This window comes from Mucilaginibacter sp. P4_A11 (assembly GCF_056402535.1).
In genome coordinates, this window is sequence record NZ_JBFUHE010000013.1 from 223,620 (window position 1) to 238,769 (window position 15,150).

The 15,150-nt window shown below is 41.6% G+C and carries 18 protein-coding genes; 14 read left to right on the forward strand and 4 right to left on the reverse strand.

What is annotated here, in order from left to right; all coding sequences use genetic code 11:
* Window positions 1-11: 11 nt before the first annotated feature.
* From ccsA (AC1DUD_RS23290) to AC1DUD_RS23325, 8 genes are all read left to right on the forward strand, one after another.
* Window positions 12-686: a cytochrome c biogenesis protein CcsA gene (ccsA, locus tag AC1DUD_RS23290; RefSeq protein ID WP_243480982.1), complete on the forward strand. Its 675-nt coding sequence runs from the start codon at window positions 12-14 to the stop codon at window positions 684-686.
* A gap of 1 nt (window position 687) precedes the next feature.
* Window positions 688-897: a CcmD family protein gene (locus AC1DUD_RS23295; protein WP_477378855.1), complete on the forward strand. Its 210-nt coding sequence runs from the start codon at window positions 688-690 to the stop codon at window positions 895-897.
* A gap of 152 nt (window positions 898-1,049) precedes the next feature.
* A complete protein-coding gene (locus AC1DUD_RS23300; RefSeq protein ID WP_477378857.1) occupies window positions 1,050-2,486 on the forward strand; it encodes a Glu/Leu/Phe/Val family dehydrogenase in 1,437 nt (478 codons plus the stop codon).
* A gap of 106 nt (window positions 2,487-2,592) precedes the next feature.
* On the forward strand, window positions 2,593-3,210 hold the full coding sequence (locus AC1DUD_RS23305) for a hypothetical protein (RefSeq protein ID WP_477378859.1): 618 nt from the start codon (window positions 2,593-2,595) through the stop codon (window positions 3,208-3,210).
* A 304-nt stretch (window positions 3,211-3,514) separates the two neighbouring features.
* Window positions 3,515-3,919: a hypothetical protein gene (locus AC1DUD_RS23310; protein WP_477378861.1), complete on the forward strand. Its 405-nt coding sequence runs from the start codon at window positions 3,515-3,517 to the stop codon at window positions 3,917-3,919.
* Between the two features lie 173 nt (window positions 3,920-4,092).
* A complete protein-coding gene (locus tag AC1DUD_RS23315; protein ID WP_121227642.1) occupies window positions 4,093-4,503 on the forward strand; it encodes a cytochrome c maturation protein CcmE domain-containing protein in 411 nt (136 codons plus the stop codon).
* 9 nt (window positions 4,504-4,512) lie between these two features.
* On the forward strand, window positions 4,513-6,975 hold the full coding sequence (gene ccsA, locus AC1DUD_RS23320; protein ID WP_477378864.1) for a cytochrome c biogenesis protein CcsA: 2,463 nt from the start codon (window positions 4,513-4,515) through the stop codon (window positions 6,973-6,975).
* A gap of 10 nt (window positions 6,976-6,985) precedes the next feature.
* The gene (locus tag AC1DUD_RS23325; protein WP_477378866.1) at window positions 6,986-7,693 is read left to right on the forward strand and encodes a phytanoyl-CoA dioxygenase family protein; all 708 of its coding nucleotides are present in this window, start codon (window positions 6,986-6,988) and stop codon (window positions 7,691-7,693) included.
* Window positions 7,694-7,696: 3 nt separating this feature from the next.
* On the opposite strand, the gene AC1DUD_RS23330 is transcribed toward AC1DUD_RS23325, so the two are convergent.
* Together AC1DUD_RS23330 and AC1DUD_RS23335 are read right to left on the reverse strand one after the other, a co-directional pair.
* Complete coding sequence (locus AC1DUD_RS23330; RefSeq protein WP_477378868.1) at window positions 7,697-8,083, reverse strand: hypothetical protein; 387 nt, start codon at window positions 8,081-8,083, stop codon at window positions 7,697-7,699.
* A 12-nt stretch (window positions 8,084-8,095) separates the two neighbouring features.
* Window positions 8,096-9,016 (reverse strand): alpha/beta fold hydrolase, encoded by a 921-nt coding sequence (locus AC1DUD_RS23335; protein ID WP_477378870.1) that lies wholly within the window; start codon window positions 9,014-9,016, stop codon window positions 8,096-8,098.
* Between the two features lie 81 nt (window positions 9,017-9,097).
* Here AC1DUD_RS23335 and AC1DUD_RS23340 point away from each other — a divergent pair, with 81 nt between their 5' ends.
* From AC1DUD_RS23340 to AC1DUD_RS23365, 6 genes are all read left to right on the forward strand, one after another.
* On the forward strand, window positions 9,098-9,880 hold the full coding sequence (locus AC1DUD_RS23340) for a Rossmann-like and DUF2520 domain-containing protein (protein WP_477378872.1): 783 nt from the start codon (window positions 9,098-9,100) through the stop codon (window positions 9,878-9,880).
* A 19-nt stretch (window positions 9,881-9,899) separates the two neighbouring features.
* Window positions 9,900-10,232, forward strand: coding sequence for a 2Fe-2S iron-sulfur cluster-binding protein (locus AC1DUD_RS23345; RefSeq protein WP_091211301.1), 333 nt, complete (start codon window positions 9,900-9,902; stop codon window positions 10,230-10,232).
* Window positions 10,233-10,322: 90 nt separating this feature from the next.
* A complete protein-coding gene (gene iscX / locus AC1DUD_RS23350; RefSeq protein ID WP_377024349.1) occupies window positions 10,323-10,565 on the forward strand; it encodes a Fe-S cluster assembly protein IscX in 243 nt (80 codons plus the stop codon).
* A gap of 172 nt (window positions 10,566-10,737) precedes the next feature.
* Window positions 10,738-11,259 (forward strand): KdsC family phosphatase, encoded by a 522-nt coding sequence (locus tag AC1DUD_RS23355; RefSeq protein WP_477378875.1) that lies wholly within the window; start codon window positions 10,738-10,740, stop codon window positions 11,257-11,259.
* Window positions 11,260-11,606: 347 nt separating this feature from the next.
* The gene (locus tag AC1DUD_RS23360; protein ID WP_477378877.1) at window positions 11,607-12,179 is read left to right on the forward strand and encodes a Maf family protein; all 573 of its coding nucleotides are present in this window, start codon (window positions 11,607-11,609) and stop codon (window positions 12,177-12,179) included.
* A gap of 456 nt (window positions 12,180-12,635) precedes the next feature.
* Window positions 12,636-13,304, forward strand: a complete 669-nt coding sequence (locus AC1DUD_RS23365; RefSeq protein ID WP_477378879.1) for a DUF4136 domain-containing protein — start codon at window positions 12,636-12,638, stop codon at window positions 13,302-13,304.
* A gap of 51 nt (window positions 13,305-13,355) precedes the next feature.
* On the opposite strand, the gene AC1DUD_RS23370 is transcribed toward AC1DUD_RS23365, so the two are convergent.
* Both AC1DUD_RS23370 and AC1DUD_RS23375 read right to left on the reverse strand, forming a co-directional pair.
* Entirely contained in the window at window positions 13,356-13,559 is a 204-nt protein-coding gene (locus AC1DUD_RS23370) for a hypothetical protein (RefSeq protein WP_477378881.1), read from the reverse strand.
* Window positions 13,560-13,575: 16 nt separating this feature from the next.
* Window positions 13,576-15,150: T9SS type A sorting domain-containing protein (locus AC1DUD_RS23375; RefSeq protein ID WP_477378883.1), on the reverse strand; the 1,575-nt coding region annotated here is incomplete at its 5' end.

Sequence of the window (15,150 nt, forward strand, 5' to 3'; positions counted from 1 at the left end):
GCATAAATCATATGAAGTTTATTTATCAAACATGGTGGAAGGTAGCAGCTGTTTTGCTGGTATTATCTACCTTTTACACCGGCCTGGTTTTCAAAGCGCCAAGGCTTCCAATTATTCACGAAACCATCCGTAATTTGTATTTCCACGTACCTATGTGGATGGGGATGCTCACGGTATTTGTCGTATCGGTTTATTTCAGTATTAAGTACCTGCAAACGGGTAAAGAGGAGCATGACCTTGCCTCGGTTGAGTGTGTTAATACGGGACTGCTGTTTTACAGTTTAGGGCTTTTAACCGGAATGCTATGGGCAAAATATACCTGGGGCGAGTTTTGGAGCGGTGACCCTAAGCAAAACAGTGCGGCCATTGCATTTTTATTGTATTGCGCTTACCTGGTGCTTCGTAATTCTATTGATGAGGAGCAAAAGCGGGCCAAGATCTCGGCCATCTACAACATCTTTGCTTTCCCGATTATGATTGTGCTGATATTTGTTTTACCCCGTTTAACAGATTCATTGCACCCGGGCAGCGGCGGTAACCCGGCATTTGGTAAATACGACCTTGATAACGGCATGAAAATAGCCTTTTACCCGGCCATGTTAGGCTGGAGTTTTATTGCCCTTTGGATAGCAACTATCCGCTACCGCATCCGTTTAATTGAGAATAAGAAGAACGCTATAAATTAAGATGAAGAAATTAACGCTTTTATTGTTGCTGCTTACTTTTTGTACAGTTGTTTTTGCACAACAGAGGCAGCAAGTTGAAATGGCCGACGCCCTGCGCCAATCGGGAAAAATTTACGTAGTTGTAGCAACAATTTCCATAATTTTTGTTGGACTGGCCATTTACCTGTTTACTATAGACCGCAGATTAAAAAAAGTCGAAAACGAAAAGTAGTTCAAATAATATGTTTAAACAATTTAAACATATTTTTCGTGGCGGTGTTGGGTAGTGTATAGAGCACACTAACTAAGAAATATTTGCAATATTGATAAAAATTGTACCAAATTTGCTCACTTTTTTAAGAGATTAATATTTATACAATAGTTATGGCTACGAATATTTTGATTGCCGACCAAGAAACACACTTCTTTAGCGACGTGTGTAAAAACTTCGATCACGCTGCCCAATTCACCAAACACGATGCAGGCCTGCTTGATCAAATTAAATCATGTAACAGTGTTTACCGCTTCCGTTTTCCCATCCGCAGGGGCAACGGTTTCGAGGTAATCGATGCCTGGCGCGTTGAGCACTCGCACCACCAGTCGCCAACCAAGGGCGGTATCCGCTACAGCGAAATGGTGAACGAAGATGAGGTGATGGCCCTTGCCGCACTCATGACCTACAAATGTGCCATTGTTAACGTCCCGTTTGGCGGTGCCAAGGGCGGTATCAAAATAAATCCTAAAAACTACACCGTAAGCGAGCTGGAAAACATCACCCGCCGTTACACAGTTGAGTTGATCAAAAAGAACTTTATTGGCCCAAGCATTGACGTACCTGCACCTGATTATGGATCGGGCGAGCGTGAAATGAGTTGGATTGCTGATACCTATGCTACTATGAACCCTGGTCAGCTGGATGCTATGGGCGCCGTAACCGGTAAACCTATTGCCCTGCACGGTATTGCCGGCAGGAGAGAAGCTACCGGTCGTGGTGTAGCCATTGCTACCCGCGAATGTGTAAGCGTTGGCGAGGATATGCAAAGGATCGGCTTGCTGCCAGGCTTATCAGGCAAAAGGGTAATTGTTCAGGGCCTTGGTAACGTAGGTTACTATTCGGCTAAGTTTTTATCTGAAATGGGGGCAATCATAGTTGGTTTATGTGAGTATGAAGGCGCTATTTATAACGAGAACGGTTTGGACATCGAGGCGGTATTCCAGCATCGGAAGGCTACCGGTTCTATTTTAGGTTACGCTGCGGCAATTCAGGAGTTTACCAATACCATGGAAGGCCTTGAGCAGCCATGTGATATCCTGGTGCCTGCCGCTCTTGAAAATCAAATTACAGAAGCAAACATCCGCAACATACAGGCTAAGATTATTGTTGAAGGCGCTAACGGCCCAACATCGCCCGAAGCCGAAGCTATATTTTATGCCAACGGCGGTATCATTGTACCTGATATGTTTGCCAACGCCGGCGGTGTAACCGTATCATACTTTGAATGGTTAAAGAACCTGAGCCACGTTGCTTTCGGCCGTATTAACCGCAGATTTGAAGAAAACTCTAACCTTAACCTGGTAAACATGGTTGAAGGAATTACAGGTGTAGCTTTAACTCAGATGCAACGTTCAACCATTATTAAAGGAGCATCAGAACTTGAGCTGGTAAACTCGGGGCTGGAAGATACCATGATCCGCTCATACCACGAGATCAGGGAAATTTACAAAAGCAACCCTGAGATTGGTACCTTGCGTAATGCTGCTATGGTTGGCGCTATTAATAAAATAGCGGTATCGTACCAAAATTTAGGTATCTGGCCATAATTAAGGATTTAATAGTTTTATATATAGCGAGGTGGGTTTGAAAAAGCCCACCTCGTTTTTTTTTGTAAGTGATCAAAAAATCAGATATTACGCCAGCTTATCACAGATGAAAAAGATTCTGTTACCCTTACTTGCGCTATTTTGTGTTGTTGGTTCAAAAGCCCAGACCGCCGCTGATTTTGAGCGGTCATTAATGAAAACCCAAAACGGGTTTAAATTAATATACAACAGCAAGTCGCAGTCAATAACGCTCGATATTACATCAGCAAAAATAGATCCTATTGAAGATTCTGACTTTATTAATATCGATCAAAATCCGGTTCAATTTAACCTGATAAATTATTATGCTTCAAATACCGCAAATGATGCATATACAAAGCAGCAGGCCGAATTACTTGATTATTCTGAATATGAATTGAATTATGAGAAGAATGATTTAAAGGTAAAAATCTCAGGGATACATAAAGAATGGGTAACCATAAATAAGAAACTGTTCCTGCTTTGGTATTACAATATGCCGCCTGATAATAAATCAATTTTACAGCAGGTGAATTTAAGCACTTTATGTTTTGCCAATGTTCTTAATATCAGTACCCCGGTTTGTAAAAACGAAGTTTTTGCCAATAAAAAGACAATATTGATGGTATTAGCTAAAACCCTTAAAATGAATAATTTTGAGTTGAATTTAGGAACGTTAAGTAAACAAATCAAGACGAGGAAATGATGCAACTAAAATTAATGCATTCTCCGCGATAGGGATCGTAGCGGATACCGGCCAACGAGTGCAATGCCTGCAGGCGTATGAGTGAAGAGCCCGGGCCGCAGGCATCGCCAATATTCACTTGGCGGCTACAATGGCCAGTTTGTGATTGATTTGACTAACACAAGTTGTCTTTATTGTTCTGCTGTTCGTTATCCTTTCGATTGTCCGTAGATACAGTCTATAGGCAGTCAAATAAATTCCTGGTATGTTATTTCATTTGGCGTTTCAAAAGTGTTACTTTAAAAGTTTATAACTCTCCTGTATTATGATGCAATCTTTCGAACCTTTAAAATATTATTTAGAAACTATTCATACCCTGCAAAATTATTTGGTAGGGTTTGCATTGCTGCAAACTTTGGCATTTTTATATGGTTTAAAAACATTTGGAACCTCAATCTACCCTCTTAAAAAGCAGATTGTATTAGGAATAGCAGTTGCTAATATATTTAATATGGTAGTGTTATTTGTAGCGACGAGGTACGAGGTTAAGATCACAAACTTGTTAATTTCCGGAAATTATAATCTTCATCAAGAATTAGAATCCATTATGTGGCATGCGAACTGGTATCGTAGTTTGATCATAACTGCAATTAATGGGCTCGCGGCGGCTGTGTTTTATATGGTTGCAAGAAAAATGACAACAGTTAAAATAAGCGTGATCAATCAATAGATTTTACAGCCTAATTTTCAAGTCAGCAAACGGCTTCAAATTGTAACCTCGTTCAGGAGCAAGTTTGAAATTTATCAAGAATGATTCTAAATAATACATATGTCTTGTAATAAACATATTTCGCTGCATGTTTTGTATTTTTGCAAATCGTTTTTTAATTATATAAACCGCGGATGAAAAAAAGTGCAATTTTTGGTCTTGTTGTTATCGCTATAGCCATAGCGGTTATCATTAGTGTTTATTCAAGCTCAAGCACCTATGCTTCCTTTGCCGAGGCACAGCAAACCAGCAGCGAACTGCATGTAATAGGCCATTTTAGCAAGGGAAAGGAAATGGTTTATGACGCCACTAAGGATGCCAATTATTTTTCATTTTACATGAAAGATAACAAAGGCGAGGAGCGTAAAGTTGTTTTTACCGGTACAAAGCCCGAAGATTTTGAGCGTTCAGAACAACTTGTACTTACTGGCCAGATGGTTGGCAGCGAGTTTCACGCCTCGAAGATCCTTATGAAATGCCCATCCAAATACACCCAGGATAAGTTAGAAGTTACAGAAGTAAAGGCTAAGCAAGCCAGCATTTAATCATTTTTGATGAATACAGTTTTCAAGGGCGAACACCTTTTACCGGGACAAATCGGCCAGTTTTTTATTGTTCTTTCGTTTGGTGCAGCCCTGCTGTCATTTATAAGTTACTATTTTGCCACTACTGATGATGCCGGCAAGGATAACAGCAGCTGGCAACGTTTAGGCCGTTTAGGCTTTTACGTAAACTCTATTTCCATTTTAGGAATGGGTACCTGCCTGTTCTATGTGCTTTATAACCATTATTTCGAGTATCATTATGCCTGGGCTTACACCTCACGTTCTTTGCCTGTTTATTACCTGGTATCGGGTTTCTGGAACGGACAAGAAGGTGGCTTTTTGCTGTGGGCTTTTTGGCAGGCTGTTTTAGGTAATGTACTTATTGCAAGGGCCAAATCATGGGAGCGTCCTGTGATGACGGTTGTAACCCTGTCGCAAGTGATATTAGGTACTATGGTGCTGGGGATCGATATTTTTGGTCAGCGTATAGGTAGTTCACCATTTTTGCTGTTGCGTAATTCGGGGATCGAAGCCCCTATATTTTCACAGCCTAACTATCTTGAATTTATTAAAGATGGACAGGGTATGAACCCATCGCTGCAAAACTATTGGATGATCATTCACCCACCAACATTGTTCCTTGGTTTCGCATCTATTATAGTTCCATTTGCTTATGCAGTAGCAGGGCTTTGGCAAAAACGTTATAAGGAATGGGTGCAACCTGCTATATCATACGCTTTGTTTGGTTCCATGATATTGGGTACAGGTGTTATCATGGGCTCATTCTGGGCATATGAATCTCTGAATTTTGGCGGGTTCTGGGCATGGGATCCGGTTGAAAACGGTTCGATATTCCCGTGGTTAACTATGGTGGCAGCTTTGCACGTGCTTATCGTGTTTAAGAATACCGGTCACTCATATTTTACAGCCACATTGTTGGTATTGCTGAGCTTTGTATTAGTATGGTACACTTCATTCCTTTCAAGGAGTGGTATTTTGGGCGAAAGTTCTGTTCACGCCTTTACYGATCTTGGTATGTTTTGGCAGTTGGTTATCGGGATCCTGATATTCCTTGTGTTATCTGTTGGGATTTTGGTGTGGAGATGGAAAGAATTACCTATCACAAAAAAAGATGAAGAAACCTACTCTCGCGAATTTTGGATGTTTGTAGGTTCGGTGTTTTTAGGGTTGTCATGTTTTCACCTTATTGTAGTAACATCGGTGCCGGTGTGGAACGCTATGTTTGGCACCAAGATAGCACCTCCGGCCGATGCTGTTAAACATTACAACGTGATCCAGTCATCGTTTGCATTTGTGGTGACTTTACTTACCGGCTTCACTCAATTCCTGAAATATAAAAAGACCGATATTACCAGGTTCTTTATTACTACAGGGGTATACTTCCTGTTTTCTATCTTGATAACTGCGCTTGTTGTTTACTTAACGGGTGTCTATCGCCTTAACTTTGTATTCAATCTGGTAATGTGTGGCTCTGTCTACTCGGTTATTGCCAATGCCAAAGTTTTGATAGATGCCTTTAAGGGCAAGTTCAAGCTGGCCGGCTCGGCAGTGGCGCATTTAGGTTTTGGTTTGCTGATGGTTGGTGCTGTAATAGCGGCAGGTACCAGCAAAATAGTATCTGAAAACGCGAGCGGTGTGGTTAACGTACAGGGCTTTGATGCTAAAGCCGGTAATGCCCGCGAAAATATCATGATCTACAAAAACACCCCCGTAAAAATGGGCGATTATACAGTTACCTACCTTGGCGACTCAATATCTTCACCATACCATTTTTACAGGGTCGATTATAAAAAGTTTGATGCCAATGGCAAAGTACTGGAAAACTTTGTGCTTAAACCAAAAGTACAAGCCAGCCGCGATGCGGGAATGTCTTCATCACCTGATACCAAACATTACCTGTTAAATGACTTGTATACGCATGTTACTGCCATCCCGAGCGAAGGTTTTGCGATGCAGGGCGAGGCCGGGCACGACGAAGGTAACGATGATAAAAACTACGATGAACCAGTAGCCCATGAGGTGGCAGTTGGCGATACCATCAGGTACCGCGATGGCTTTATGCTGGTTAAATCATTAAACAAACAGGCTACCGTACAAAACATCCCGCTTACTGCAAATGATGTAGCTATCGGTGCCAATATAGAAGTGCATGCCCGTGATGGCAAAGTATACACCGCCGAGCCTGTATTTATGATCAGGGGTGGTAACGTGTTTGATTTTGCCCGTAAGGTTGAGGACGCCGGTTTGAAACTACGTTTCTCGAGGATCAATCCTGAGAACAAAAAGGTGGAGATCACTGTTTATCAGCAGCCTCAAAATAAACGCCCATGGATTGTGATGCGCGCTATCAGCTTCCCGTATATCAACTTCTTCTGGAGTGGTACTATCATTATGGTGATCGGCTTCCTGCTTTCTATCCAAAGGCGTAATAAAGAACTTAAAACAGTTTAATTTCTGTTAGGTGGATATAACAGGGCACTGGTATCATATAGCTCATAACGGGTTTACTGTTATTGAGGATATTTATACCGGTGCTGAAGTTAATGCCATTATCAACATCATTGAATCTGCAGACAGGTCAGGCCCGCTGTTTCGCCAAACTGATGATGTATTTGCCATAAGGCAGTTTTTTAAGGCAATTCCGGCTGTTTCTACTCTTTTATTTAATGACAGGCTGAAAAGTGTTGTTTCCAATATTTTTGGCGATAGTTATTTCGTTGTCAAATCCATCTATTTTGACAAGCCTGGATCATCCAACTGGTTTGTAGCCTGGCACCAGGACCTAACCATTTCTGTAGATAACAAAGGTGATATAGCAGGTTACGGTCCCTGGACGGTTAAGCATAACCAGTTTGGCGTGCAGCCGCCAATAGATATCCTGCAGGATATCTTCACCATCCGCATTCACCTGGATGATACCGACGAAGGTAACGGGGCTTTGAAAGTGCTGCCCGGCTCTCATCTAAAAGAGATCTATCGCCCTGAAAATATTGACTGGCAACAGGAAACTGAAGTGAACTGCAATGTACAGGCTGGCGGTATCATGATCATGAGGCCATTGCTTATGCATGCGTCAAACCGTACTACCAATAATAAAAAGAGGAGGGTTGTGCATATTGAATTTAGCAGGGCAGAACTTGCTGAAGGGATTGATTGGGTGGAAAGATAAGTTTTAAGCGGGGTGCACCCAAGTTAAGATTGGTGCGGAACCACTAATAACATCAGTAATGTCATCATTGCTCCCAATGAGATAATGAATAGGATTTACCTCATCATAAGCACCAGCGGTCTCTTCTTTTATCCATCTTAGATACCGCGTATCGTTGGAGTAGTTTAAACCGTTTTGGAACTTATCATTATATAAAGACTTAAGTCTGAATGATTCGTTTGTGTTTCTAAATGAGAAGTGATTCTCAAATGTAATATTTAAAATAGGGTCTTTTTCGTTCAGGCTTTTTAACGAGATAATAAGATGGCCGCTGTGGTAGCTTATACCTTCAAGGTATTTGTTCTCAGTAATTGATTTACCTGGTTCCCATATTTCAAATACATCTATCATAAAGCAATATTATTACCCCTTCAAAAATGAAAAGATCTTAGCATTTACCGTATCGGCTTTTTCAATCATTGGTAAATGTGCTGCGCCATCAACAGGGAAAAAATCAACTTTCAATACGCTACGAATAGAGTCGGCAAAACGTGGTGGTAATGTTTTATCGGCCTTACCCCATATCAACAGTACGTTTTTGCCTGCGCTATTTAAACATGAGTTGCTTTGTTTGCCGTTTTGGTGGTAATTGTACATGGTTGAAACCAGCGCGTTTCTGAATCCCTTGTATCCCATTTGTGTCAGGTAGCGTTTTACCCATTCCGGATGGTTTTTGGGATAAAGAAAATCAGTTAATTGCCCGTTTGCCCTTTCATCGGAGTTTACGGCTTCATTATATAGTGTGAAATATTGCGGTGATGCCGGCTTTTTTTGCTCATATACCGGGTCTACCAGGATTACTTTGCCCACCAGATCGGGATGGCTGCAGGTAAAGTTGGTTACTACTGCGCCGCCGAATGATACCCCCGCTAAATTTATCTTTCCGCTCAATTTGAGTTGGTTGATGAGATCAAGCAGTTGTGTATTGTAAAGCTCCTGAGTATAGGGAACATCTGGTCTGTCTGAGTAACCGCGACCATACATATCATAGCGTAATACTTTGTAACCCTTTTTTACAAGATAATCATAAGTGCCATCCCAAATGTAATAGGGTACGCTAAACCCATGAACAAGGATGATAACTTCGGCATTATTTGGGCCTTCAAGCTGGTAGTGGGTTACGCCCTGGCTTAATTTGATGAAACTTCCGGAAATGTTTTTGCGGCTGGCATCGGTTAAGGTTTGGGTTTCTTTGTTGTTATATCTATAGAAGCCGTAAAGGATTAATGAGGCAGCTCCGACAAGAAATATCACAATTATTATGCTTACTTTAAGTATTTTCATGCGGTAGTAGATGTTGGTTTCTAAAATACAGAAATATTTATACTACAGTTAGTTAAATAATTTATTCATTGTAAAGATTATATGAACATTACCATTATAGGCTCCGGCAATGTAGCCACGCATATGGCTGCAGCTTTCAAAAATGCAGGCCACCGTATTGTGCAGGTGTACAGCCGCAACATGCAGCATGCCGCGCTGTTGGCCTACCATATAGGTGCTGAAGCTATTGACAACCTCGACAATATCAATCCCAATACCGGATTATTTGTTGTTTCGGTTAAGGATGATGCCATAACAACTGTTGTTAAAGCGCTATCCGCCCATAAAAAGTTAATAGTACATACATCAGGTTCAACCGATTTGAATAGTTTGCTGGCTTTTACGCCTAATGCAGGTGTTTTTTATCCCCTGCAAACATTTAGCAAGATAAGAGAGGTTGATTTCAGATCTGTCCCACTCTGTCTTGAAGGTGCTGATGATAGTATACTTACTGATTTAAAGCAGCTTGCATTTACCATCAGCAATAATGTATACTCCGTTAACTCCGCCCAGCGTAAAATATTGCACCTGGCGGCTGTGTTTGCCTGTAATTTTCCCAATTATTTATACGGGGTTGCACAGGAATTACTGGCGCAAAATCAAATGGAATTTAGTATGCTGCGCCCGCTGATCATGGAAACCGCGCAAAAGGTGCTTGAGCAGGAGCCGCGCAGTGTGCAAACAGGGCCGGCAGTGCGTAATGATAAAGGTACCATGGCCACTCATATGCAGATGCTGAGCGATATGCCTATGTTACAGGATGTTTATACTTTATTAAGTCAGGGTATTATCAAAAACAATAAAGGACTTACGGCAGACGAGTAATTTTGTTACTTTTGCTTAAATGAACATTTATAAAATAAAGGTCAATTTCGAGGAAAAAGGGCACGAAAGTGTTGAGTTGCCAATTGCCGAAGGAGAATCTGTATTAGACGTATGCCTGGAAAATGGCATTGAACTACAGCACAATTGCGGTGGTGTTTGCGGATGCAGCACTTGCCATGTTTACGTAAATAAAGGGATGGATAACATCCAGGAAATATCCGATAAGGAAGAGGATTTTATTGACAGGGCTGTTAACCCGCGTATCAACTCGCGTCTGGGTTGCCAGTGTGTGATAGTTGATGGCGACATTGAAGTTACCCTGCCTGATCAGTCGCAGTTTTTAGGCCACTAATATTTGCATTAATCCGTTTAAAACAATAATAAAACGTATAACTTACAACGTATTAGCGTAACCCCAGGGTAGTACGTAAAATCAATAAAAATGAGCGATAATAAATTTGCCTTACCAATTCACTGGAATGATTATGAAGATATTGCCATCGAACTTTATGAAAAGTTTGGCGACGATTTTGACGAATCAAAAATATACCGCATCCGTTTTACCGAACTGCTGGAGTGGGTACTAAGCCTGCCTAATTTTGCAGGTACCCGTACCGAGTCAAACGAAGGTCATCTGGAGCAGATCCAATCGGCCTGGGTATATGAGTGGCGCGATAATCAATAGTTCTTCAGTAGGCAGTTTTGAGTTTGCAGTTAAGCTGCGGCTTTAATAGTTAGCATGGTTCAAAGCAATTCTGCGGGCAGAATGAATAAGTTAAATCACCATGATAATCGATGATATTCCAACAAAAAAAGATTGGTGAAATCAATCAATTATCGGTGAAATCAAAAAAATAATGGAATCATTCCTGAATAAATTAAAAGATATTACTACCCTCATTTTTGATGTGGATGGTGTGTTGACCGATGGATCTGTTTTTGTAACAGAATCGGGAGAACAAAGCCGGGCCTTTAACATTAAAGATGGTTACGCTTTGCAATTGGCCGTTAAGTGCGGGTATAATGTTTGCGCGATATCGGGCAGCCGCTCAAAAAGCGCTATGTACCGTTTAAACAGTCTTGGCATCCAGGATGTTTATATGGGTACGCATACCAAATCACAAAGATTTAATATCTACCTCGAAGAAAAAAGCATCATAGCTACCAACGTATTATACATGGGCGATGACATCCCCGACCTGGAAGTGATGAAACTTGCAGGCCTGCCTGTTTGCCCTGCCGATGCCGTTGAAGAGATCAAAGCGGTTAGTGCCTATGTATCGCCCTATGGCGGTGGTAAAGGCTGCGCCCGTGATATTATCGAAAAAGTGCTCAAGGTTCAGGATAAATGGATGAGCAAACAGGCTTATAGCTGGTAGTTTTACAATAAAAGATATGTCATCGCGAGTAACCACCCAGGAATCTCTGGAAAAAATCGTGATGACGTGTGAAATATATTTTAGGGGCGTTGTGTGTTGGCCGCGTTAGGGATTGCAGTGTAAAGCCCACAGCGTGTGTTGGGATTGCGGGCAGGAAGGCGAGGACTTGTAACGGAAAGCCCGGGCCGCAGGCAACGCCTATGTTATAAAAAAAACACTTAATAGTCAATTACTTACGATGATCTTGTTGTAAGATACGAAGCAATAGCGAACACAGCAGATCCGCTCTGTATAGCATGCGAATGCCTCGCTATCGCTCGCAATGACATGAAAAATAGCAACTCAATATGCACAACATCCCCCCCGTAATCCTCGCATCAAAATCACCAAGGCGTCAGGAACTGCTCAGGCTTATGGATATTGATTTCAGGGTTGTGCTTAAAGATGTTGATGAATCATATCCCAAAGGTTTGACTCCGCAAGAAGTTGCTTTGTATATAGCCCGTAAAAAGGCCGAAGCATTTGACGAAACGGTAGGAGATGAGGTAGTGCTTACTGCCGATACCATAGTTTGCATTGATGGCCTTATACTTGGCAAGCCCGAATCCCGTGCACAGGCAATGGAGATGCTGCAAAGGCTATCGGGCCGTGTACACCAGGTTATAACCGGGGTATGTTTGCTGCACAAAGGGCAATACAATAATTTTTACGACCTTACCGAAGTATTCTTTCGCAAACTTTCTGATGCGGAGATAGGTAATTATGTAGATAGATATCAGCCGCTTGACAAGGCCGGCTCATACGGCATCCAGGAATTGATTGGCCTGATAGGCATTGTGCGGATTGAAGGCTCTTATACCAACGTTGTTGGCCTACCTACCGAAAAGGTTTATGCGCAATTAGTTAGCTTAAGCAAATAGATTTCACGATATTTTTAATTCGTTTCCAAACTTACGAAGTTTTTAAAACTTCGTAAGTTTTCAGTCGTGTTATAATTCAGCCATCAACGACCTTAGATTTTCAAACTTTCACAGAAGATTTTGAGACGTCTGTACAGTAAAAGAGAATCGCAGGGAAATCGCTTTTAAAACACGTGGTACCTAACGGAGCCAATATATTGGGGGAAAATGTCTATAAACACGATACTCCTATGGAGTGTCTTAGCAGTTGCTGTAAACTCCGTAGGAGTATCGTGTTTATAGGAAACAAAATGGAAACTTTAAGGCTCCGTTAGGTGCCCCGTGTTTACTATTGATTTTAAAAGGGATTTTCCTTAAGAAAATTGCCTCCCCAACTACATCTAAATAATTATTTATTTAAATTAAACCTTTATTTCCTGCATTGTCTAATGTTTAAATAAATGGGAGTAATTTGTCATGAAGAAAACTATTAATACAGGGCTGGTGTTACTGCTGGTGGCCACCTTGTCTGCTTGCAGCAGTTACAATTATTACACCGCAGCCCGTAACAAAACAGATCTATCCGCTTACCGTACATTTGCCTGGCTACCTCCTGCAACCATGACCAATAAAGCCGGCGCAGTTGTAAAAAAGGAAGTGGCAGATGAAAGAGTTAAGGATGCGGCTATTTCGGCATTGGAAAACAAAGGCCTGAAATTTCAGGAAAACAATCCCGATTTGATGGTGAGTTACACCACTGTTACCGGTAGGGGTATGAAAACTGAATTTTACCCTTCTTACTACGGCGGTTATCCAGGCTTTGGTTTGGGATTTGGCTGGGGTTGGGGCGGCGGCTGGGGCTATCGTGGATTTTACGGCGGCGGCTGGGGCTGGGGATATCCTTATGGTTACGGCTATGGCTATGGTGGCGGTGGCTACGCCCGTGTGCCTTACAAAGAGGGCACGCTTATCATCGACATTATGGACGCCAGATCGCGTAAACTGGTATGGCGCGGCTTTGGTGTGGGTGAACTGCGCAACCCGCAAAGAACTGTAAAGGAATTGCCGAAAGTAGTTAATGGTATTATCGAACAGTTGGAACTTAACCAGGTACAACAACCGCAGTTACCAATGAAAAAGGCATAAGAAATTTGCTGATCAATTTTATTGAACTAAATGCAAAAATCCCTTTGGGCGTTAAGCCTGAAGGGATTTTTGTTTACGATATAAATGAATTGCAGTAAAAGCAAATGCAGTTGCAGCTAAAACAATAACCCAGGTATCAAGCGGGCAAAATGCGTCTCCATCGCCTGAATCACAAGGTGTTACGTTGTCTTGCGCAAAGCAGTTTAAGATGCCGGCAGCAAAAACAAAGGCGGTTAAAAAGAACTTTTTTATCATGTATACAAAGTGTTTATTATAATTTTACAAATTTACCGGTGCCAATCAACTGCTGTTTCTTATTATCAACAACCCTTATAATGTATGTTCCGGGGATAAGACCGGCTACATTGTTTTTCCAGTAAAGTTGGGTAATATTTACAGTCTTCAGTATCATACCACTACTGTTAGTTAATTGAATATTATAGTTTGCCGATGAGTTGGTTTGCGATATAGTTAAGTTTACTGTTTCGTGTACGGGGTTTGGATATATAGTAAGTAAGCTATTGCTTATGTTACTTTGAGTATTGGCATACATTAATGGTAACTCTTTTGAAAGACTGATATCATTGTTTAAATCAGTTAGCTGAACCCGGTATTTATTTAAGCCTTTTGCAGGGTTAGGGTCGGTATATGAATATGTTCCTAAACTTTCTGACTGTATAACTTTCAGATCATCCCAGGTTTTACCGTTATCTGTACTTCTTTGCAATGTAAATGTTGTGTAATTCGCCTCATTTTCCACAACCCAAGTTGTTTTAGCTCCTTCCATAGCTTTGATGGCATTGAAATCGAGCAGTCGTAAGGCCAGTTCAGGGGATTGGCGTAGCACCAATTGAAAGCGGTTTTTACCAAAAGTAGCCGGTGTGGTTTTATCAATGTTGTAGCTGTAATCGGTATGTGCTTTTAGATCTACCGAATCTTTGGTGAAAGTGTCCTTAAGCCATACTTCATAAATGGCTGGCAGATCTTTAACATCGGCTAATTTGATTTTGTATTGACCTGATGTTGTAGCATCTGCAAAAAGAGGGATTATTTCCTGTTTTTTTCCGGGTAAGGGACGGTGGTGGATACTTGTTCTTACGCTGTCGCTTGTTAAGGCCGAAAAACTTTCCAAAGCGCCGTTCCCGCCAAGGTCTTCGGCATCTTTATCTTTACTAAAGGCGGTCGTTGCCCATTTGTCAAATACAAGTGCGATACCATCAAAATTTGTTGCATCTTTTTCAAGTAAAAGATGCATAACGGGGCTTGGTTGAGCCGCCGTCTCGGTTATATCAGGAGCAGCGATTTGTGAATTTGCACTGCTCATGATCGCTTTGCTGCCGGTGCCCAGGGCTTGTGCAATTGGTGTTTTGGTTTGCGGCAAGCTGAACACTCCTGCAAGTGTGGTTGAAGACGGCTGAGTAGTTATCTTGGCCGATTCCCTGAAAGTTAGAGCCTGGCCGCTGCCGTTTGCAATAATAAAAAAGCCCTGGCCGCTTGCAATCATATTGCTTGCCGCACCGCCAACTACACTTTGTACACCAGGGTTAATGGTAGTGGTGGTATCATTAACTGAATTTATCTGCCCTGCATATTGCTGATAGCTTTCAAAATTTTTAGTTGTTACATTGTAAACCCATATGAAGGTTAAGGGGGGCACTTTTGATGATGTTGTTGTATAAATTTGCGCCTTTTGTCCTGAAATATAAATAGAAGATTTTTGATCGGCAGTGCTGCCGGATGTGCCTTTACGGTTAAATTTTTCGAAATTTATAGTGGCAGGATAAGGGTTGCCTACCAGGTTATAACCCTGAAGAGTGTTAACGGCGGGGTTTGAATATTGCAAGGT

Excerpts from the sequence above, each read along its gene's own strand:
- ccsA (WP_243480982.1), top strand. The coding sequence starts at position 12 with ATGAAGTTTATTTATCAAACATGGTGGAAGGTAGCAGCTGTTTTGCTG.
- AC1DUD_RS23295 (WP_477378855.1), top strand. The coding sequence starts at position 688 with ATGAAGAAATTAACGCTTTTATTGTTGCTGCTTACTTTTTGTACAGTT.
- AC1DUD_RS23300 (WP_477378857.1), top strand. The coding sequence starts at position 1,050 with ATGGCTACGAATATTTTGATTGCCGACCAAGAAACACACTTCTTTAGC.
- AC1DUD_RS23305 (WP_477378859.1), top strand. The coding sequence starts at position 2,593 with ATGAAAAAGATTCTGTTACCCTTACTTGCGCTATTTTGTGTTGTTGGT.
- AC1DUD_RS23310 (WP_477378861.1), top strand. The coding sequence starts at position 3,515 with ATGATGCAATCTTTCGAACCTTTAAAATATTATTTAGAAACTATTCAT.
- AC1DUD_RS23315 (WP_121227642.1), top strand. The coding sequence starts at position 4,093 with ATGAAAAAAAGTGCAATTTTTGGTCTTGTTGTTATCGCTATAGCCATA.
- AC1DUD_RS23330 (WP_477378868.1), bottom strand. The coding sequence starts at position 8,083 with ATGATAGATGTATTTGAAATATGGGAACCAGGTAAATCAATTACTGAG.
- AC1DUD_RS23335 (WP_477378870.1), bottom strand. The coding sequence starts at position 9,016 with ATGAAAATACTTAAAGTAAGCATAATAATTGTGATATTTCTTGTCGGA.
- AC1DUD_RS23340 (WP_477378872.1), top strand. The coding sequence starts at position 9,098 with ATGAACATTACCATTATAGGCTCCGGCAATGTAGCCACGCATATGGCT.
- AC1DUD_RS23345 (WP_091211301.1), top strand. The coding sequence starts at position 9,900 with ATGAACATTTATAAAATAAAGGTCAATTTCGAGGAAAAAGGGCACGAA.
- iscX (WP_377024349.1), top strand. The coding sequence starts at position 10,323 with ATGAGCGATAATAAATTTGCCTTACCAATTCACTGGAATGATTATGAA.
- AC1DUD_RS23355 (WP_477378875.1), top strand. The coding sequence starts at position 10,738 with ATGGAATCATTCCTGAATAAATTAAAAGATATTACTACCCTCATTTTT.
- AC1DUD_RS23360 (WP_477378877.1), top strand. The coding sequence starts at position 11,607 with ATGCACAACATCCCCCCCGTAATCCTCGCATCAAAATCACCAAGGCGT.
- AC1DUD_RS23365 (WP_477378879.1), top strand. The coding sequence starts at position 12,636 with ATGAAGAAAACTATTAATACAGGGCTGGTGTTACTGCTGGTGGCCACC.
- AC1DUD_RS23370 (WP_477378881.1), bottom strand. The coding sequence starts at position 13,559 with ATGATAAAAAAGTTCTTTTTAACCGCCTTTGTTTTTGCTGCCGGCATC.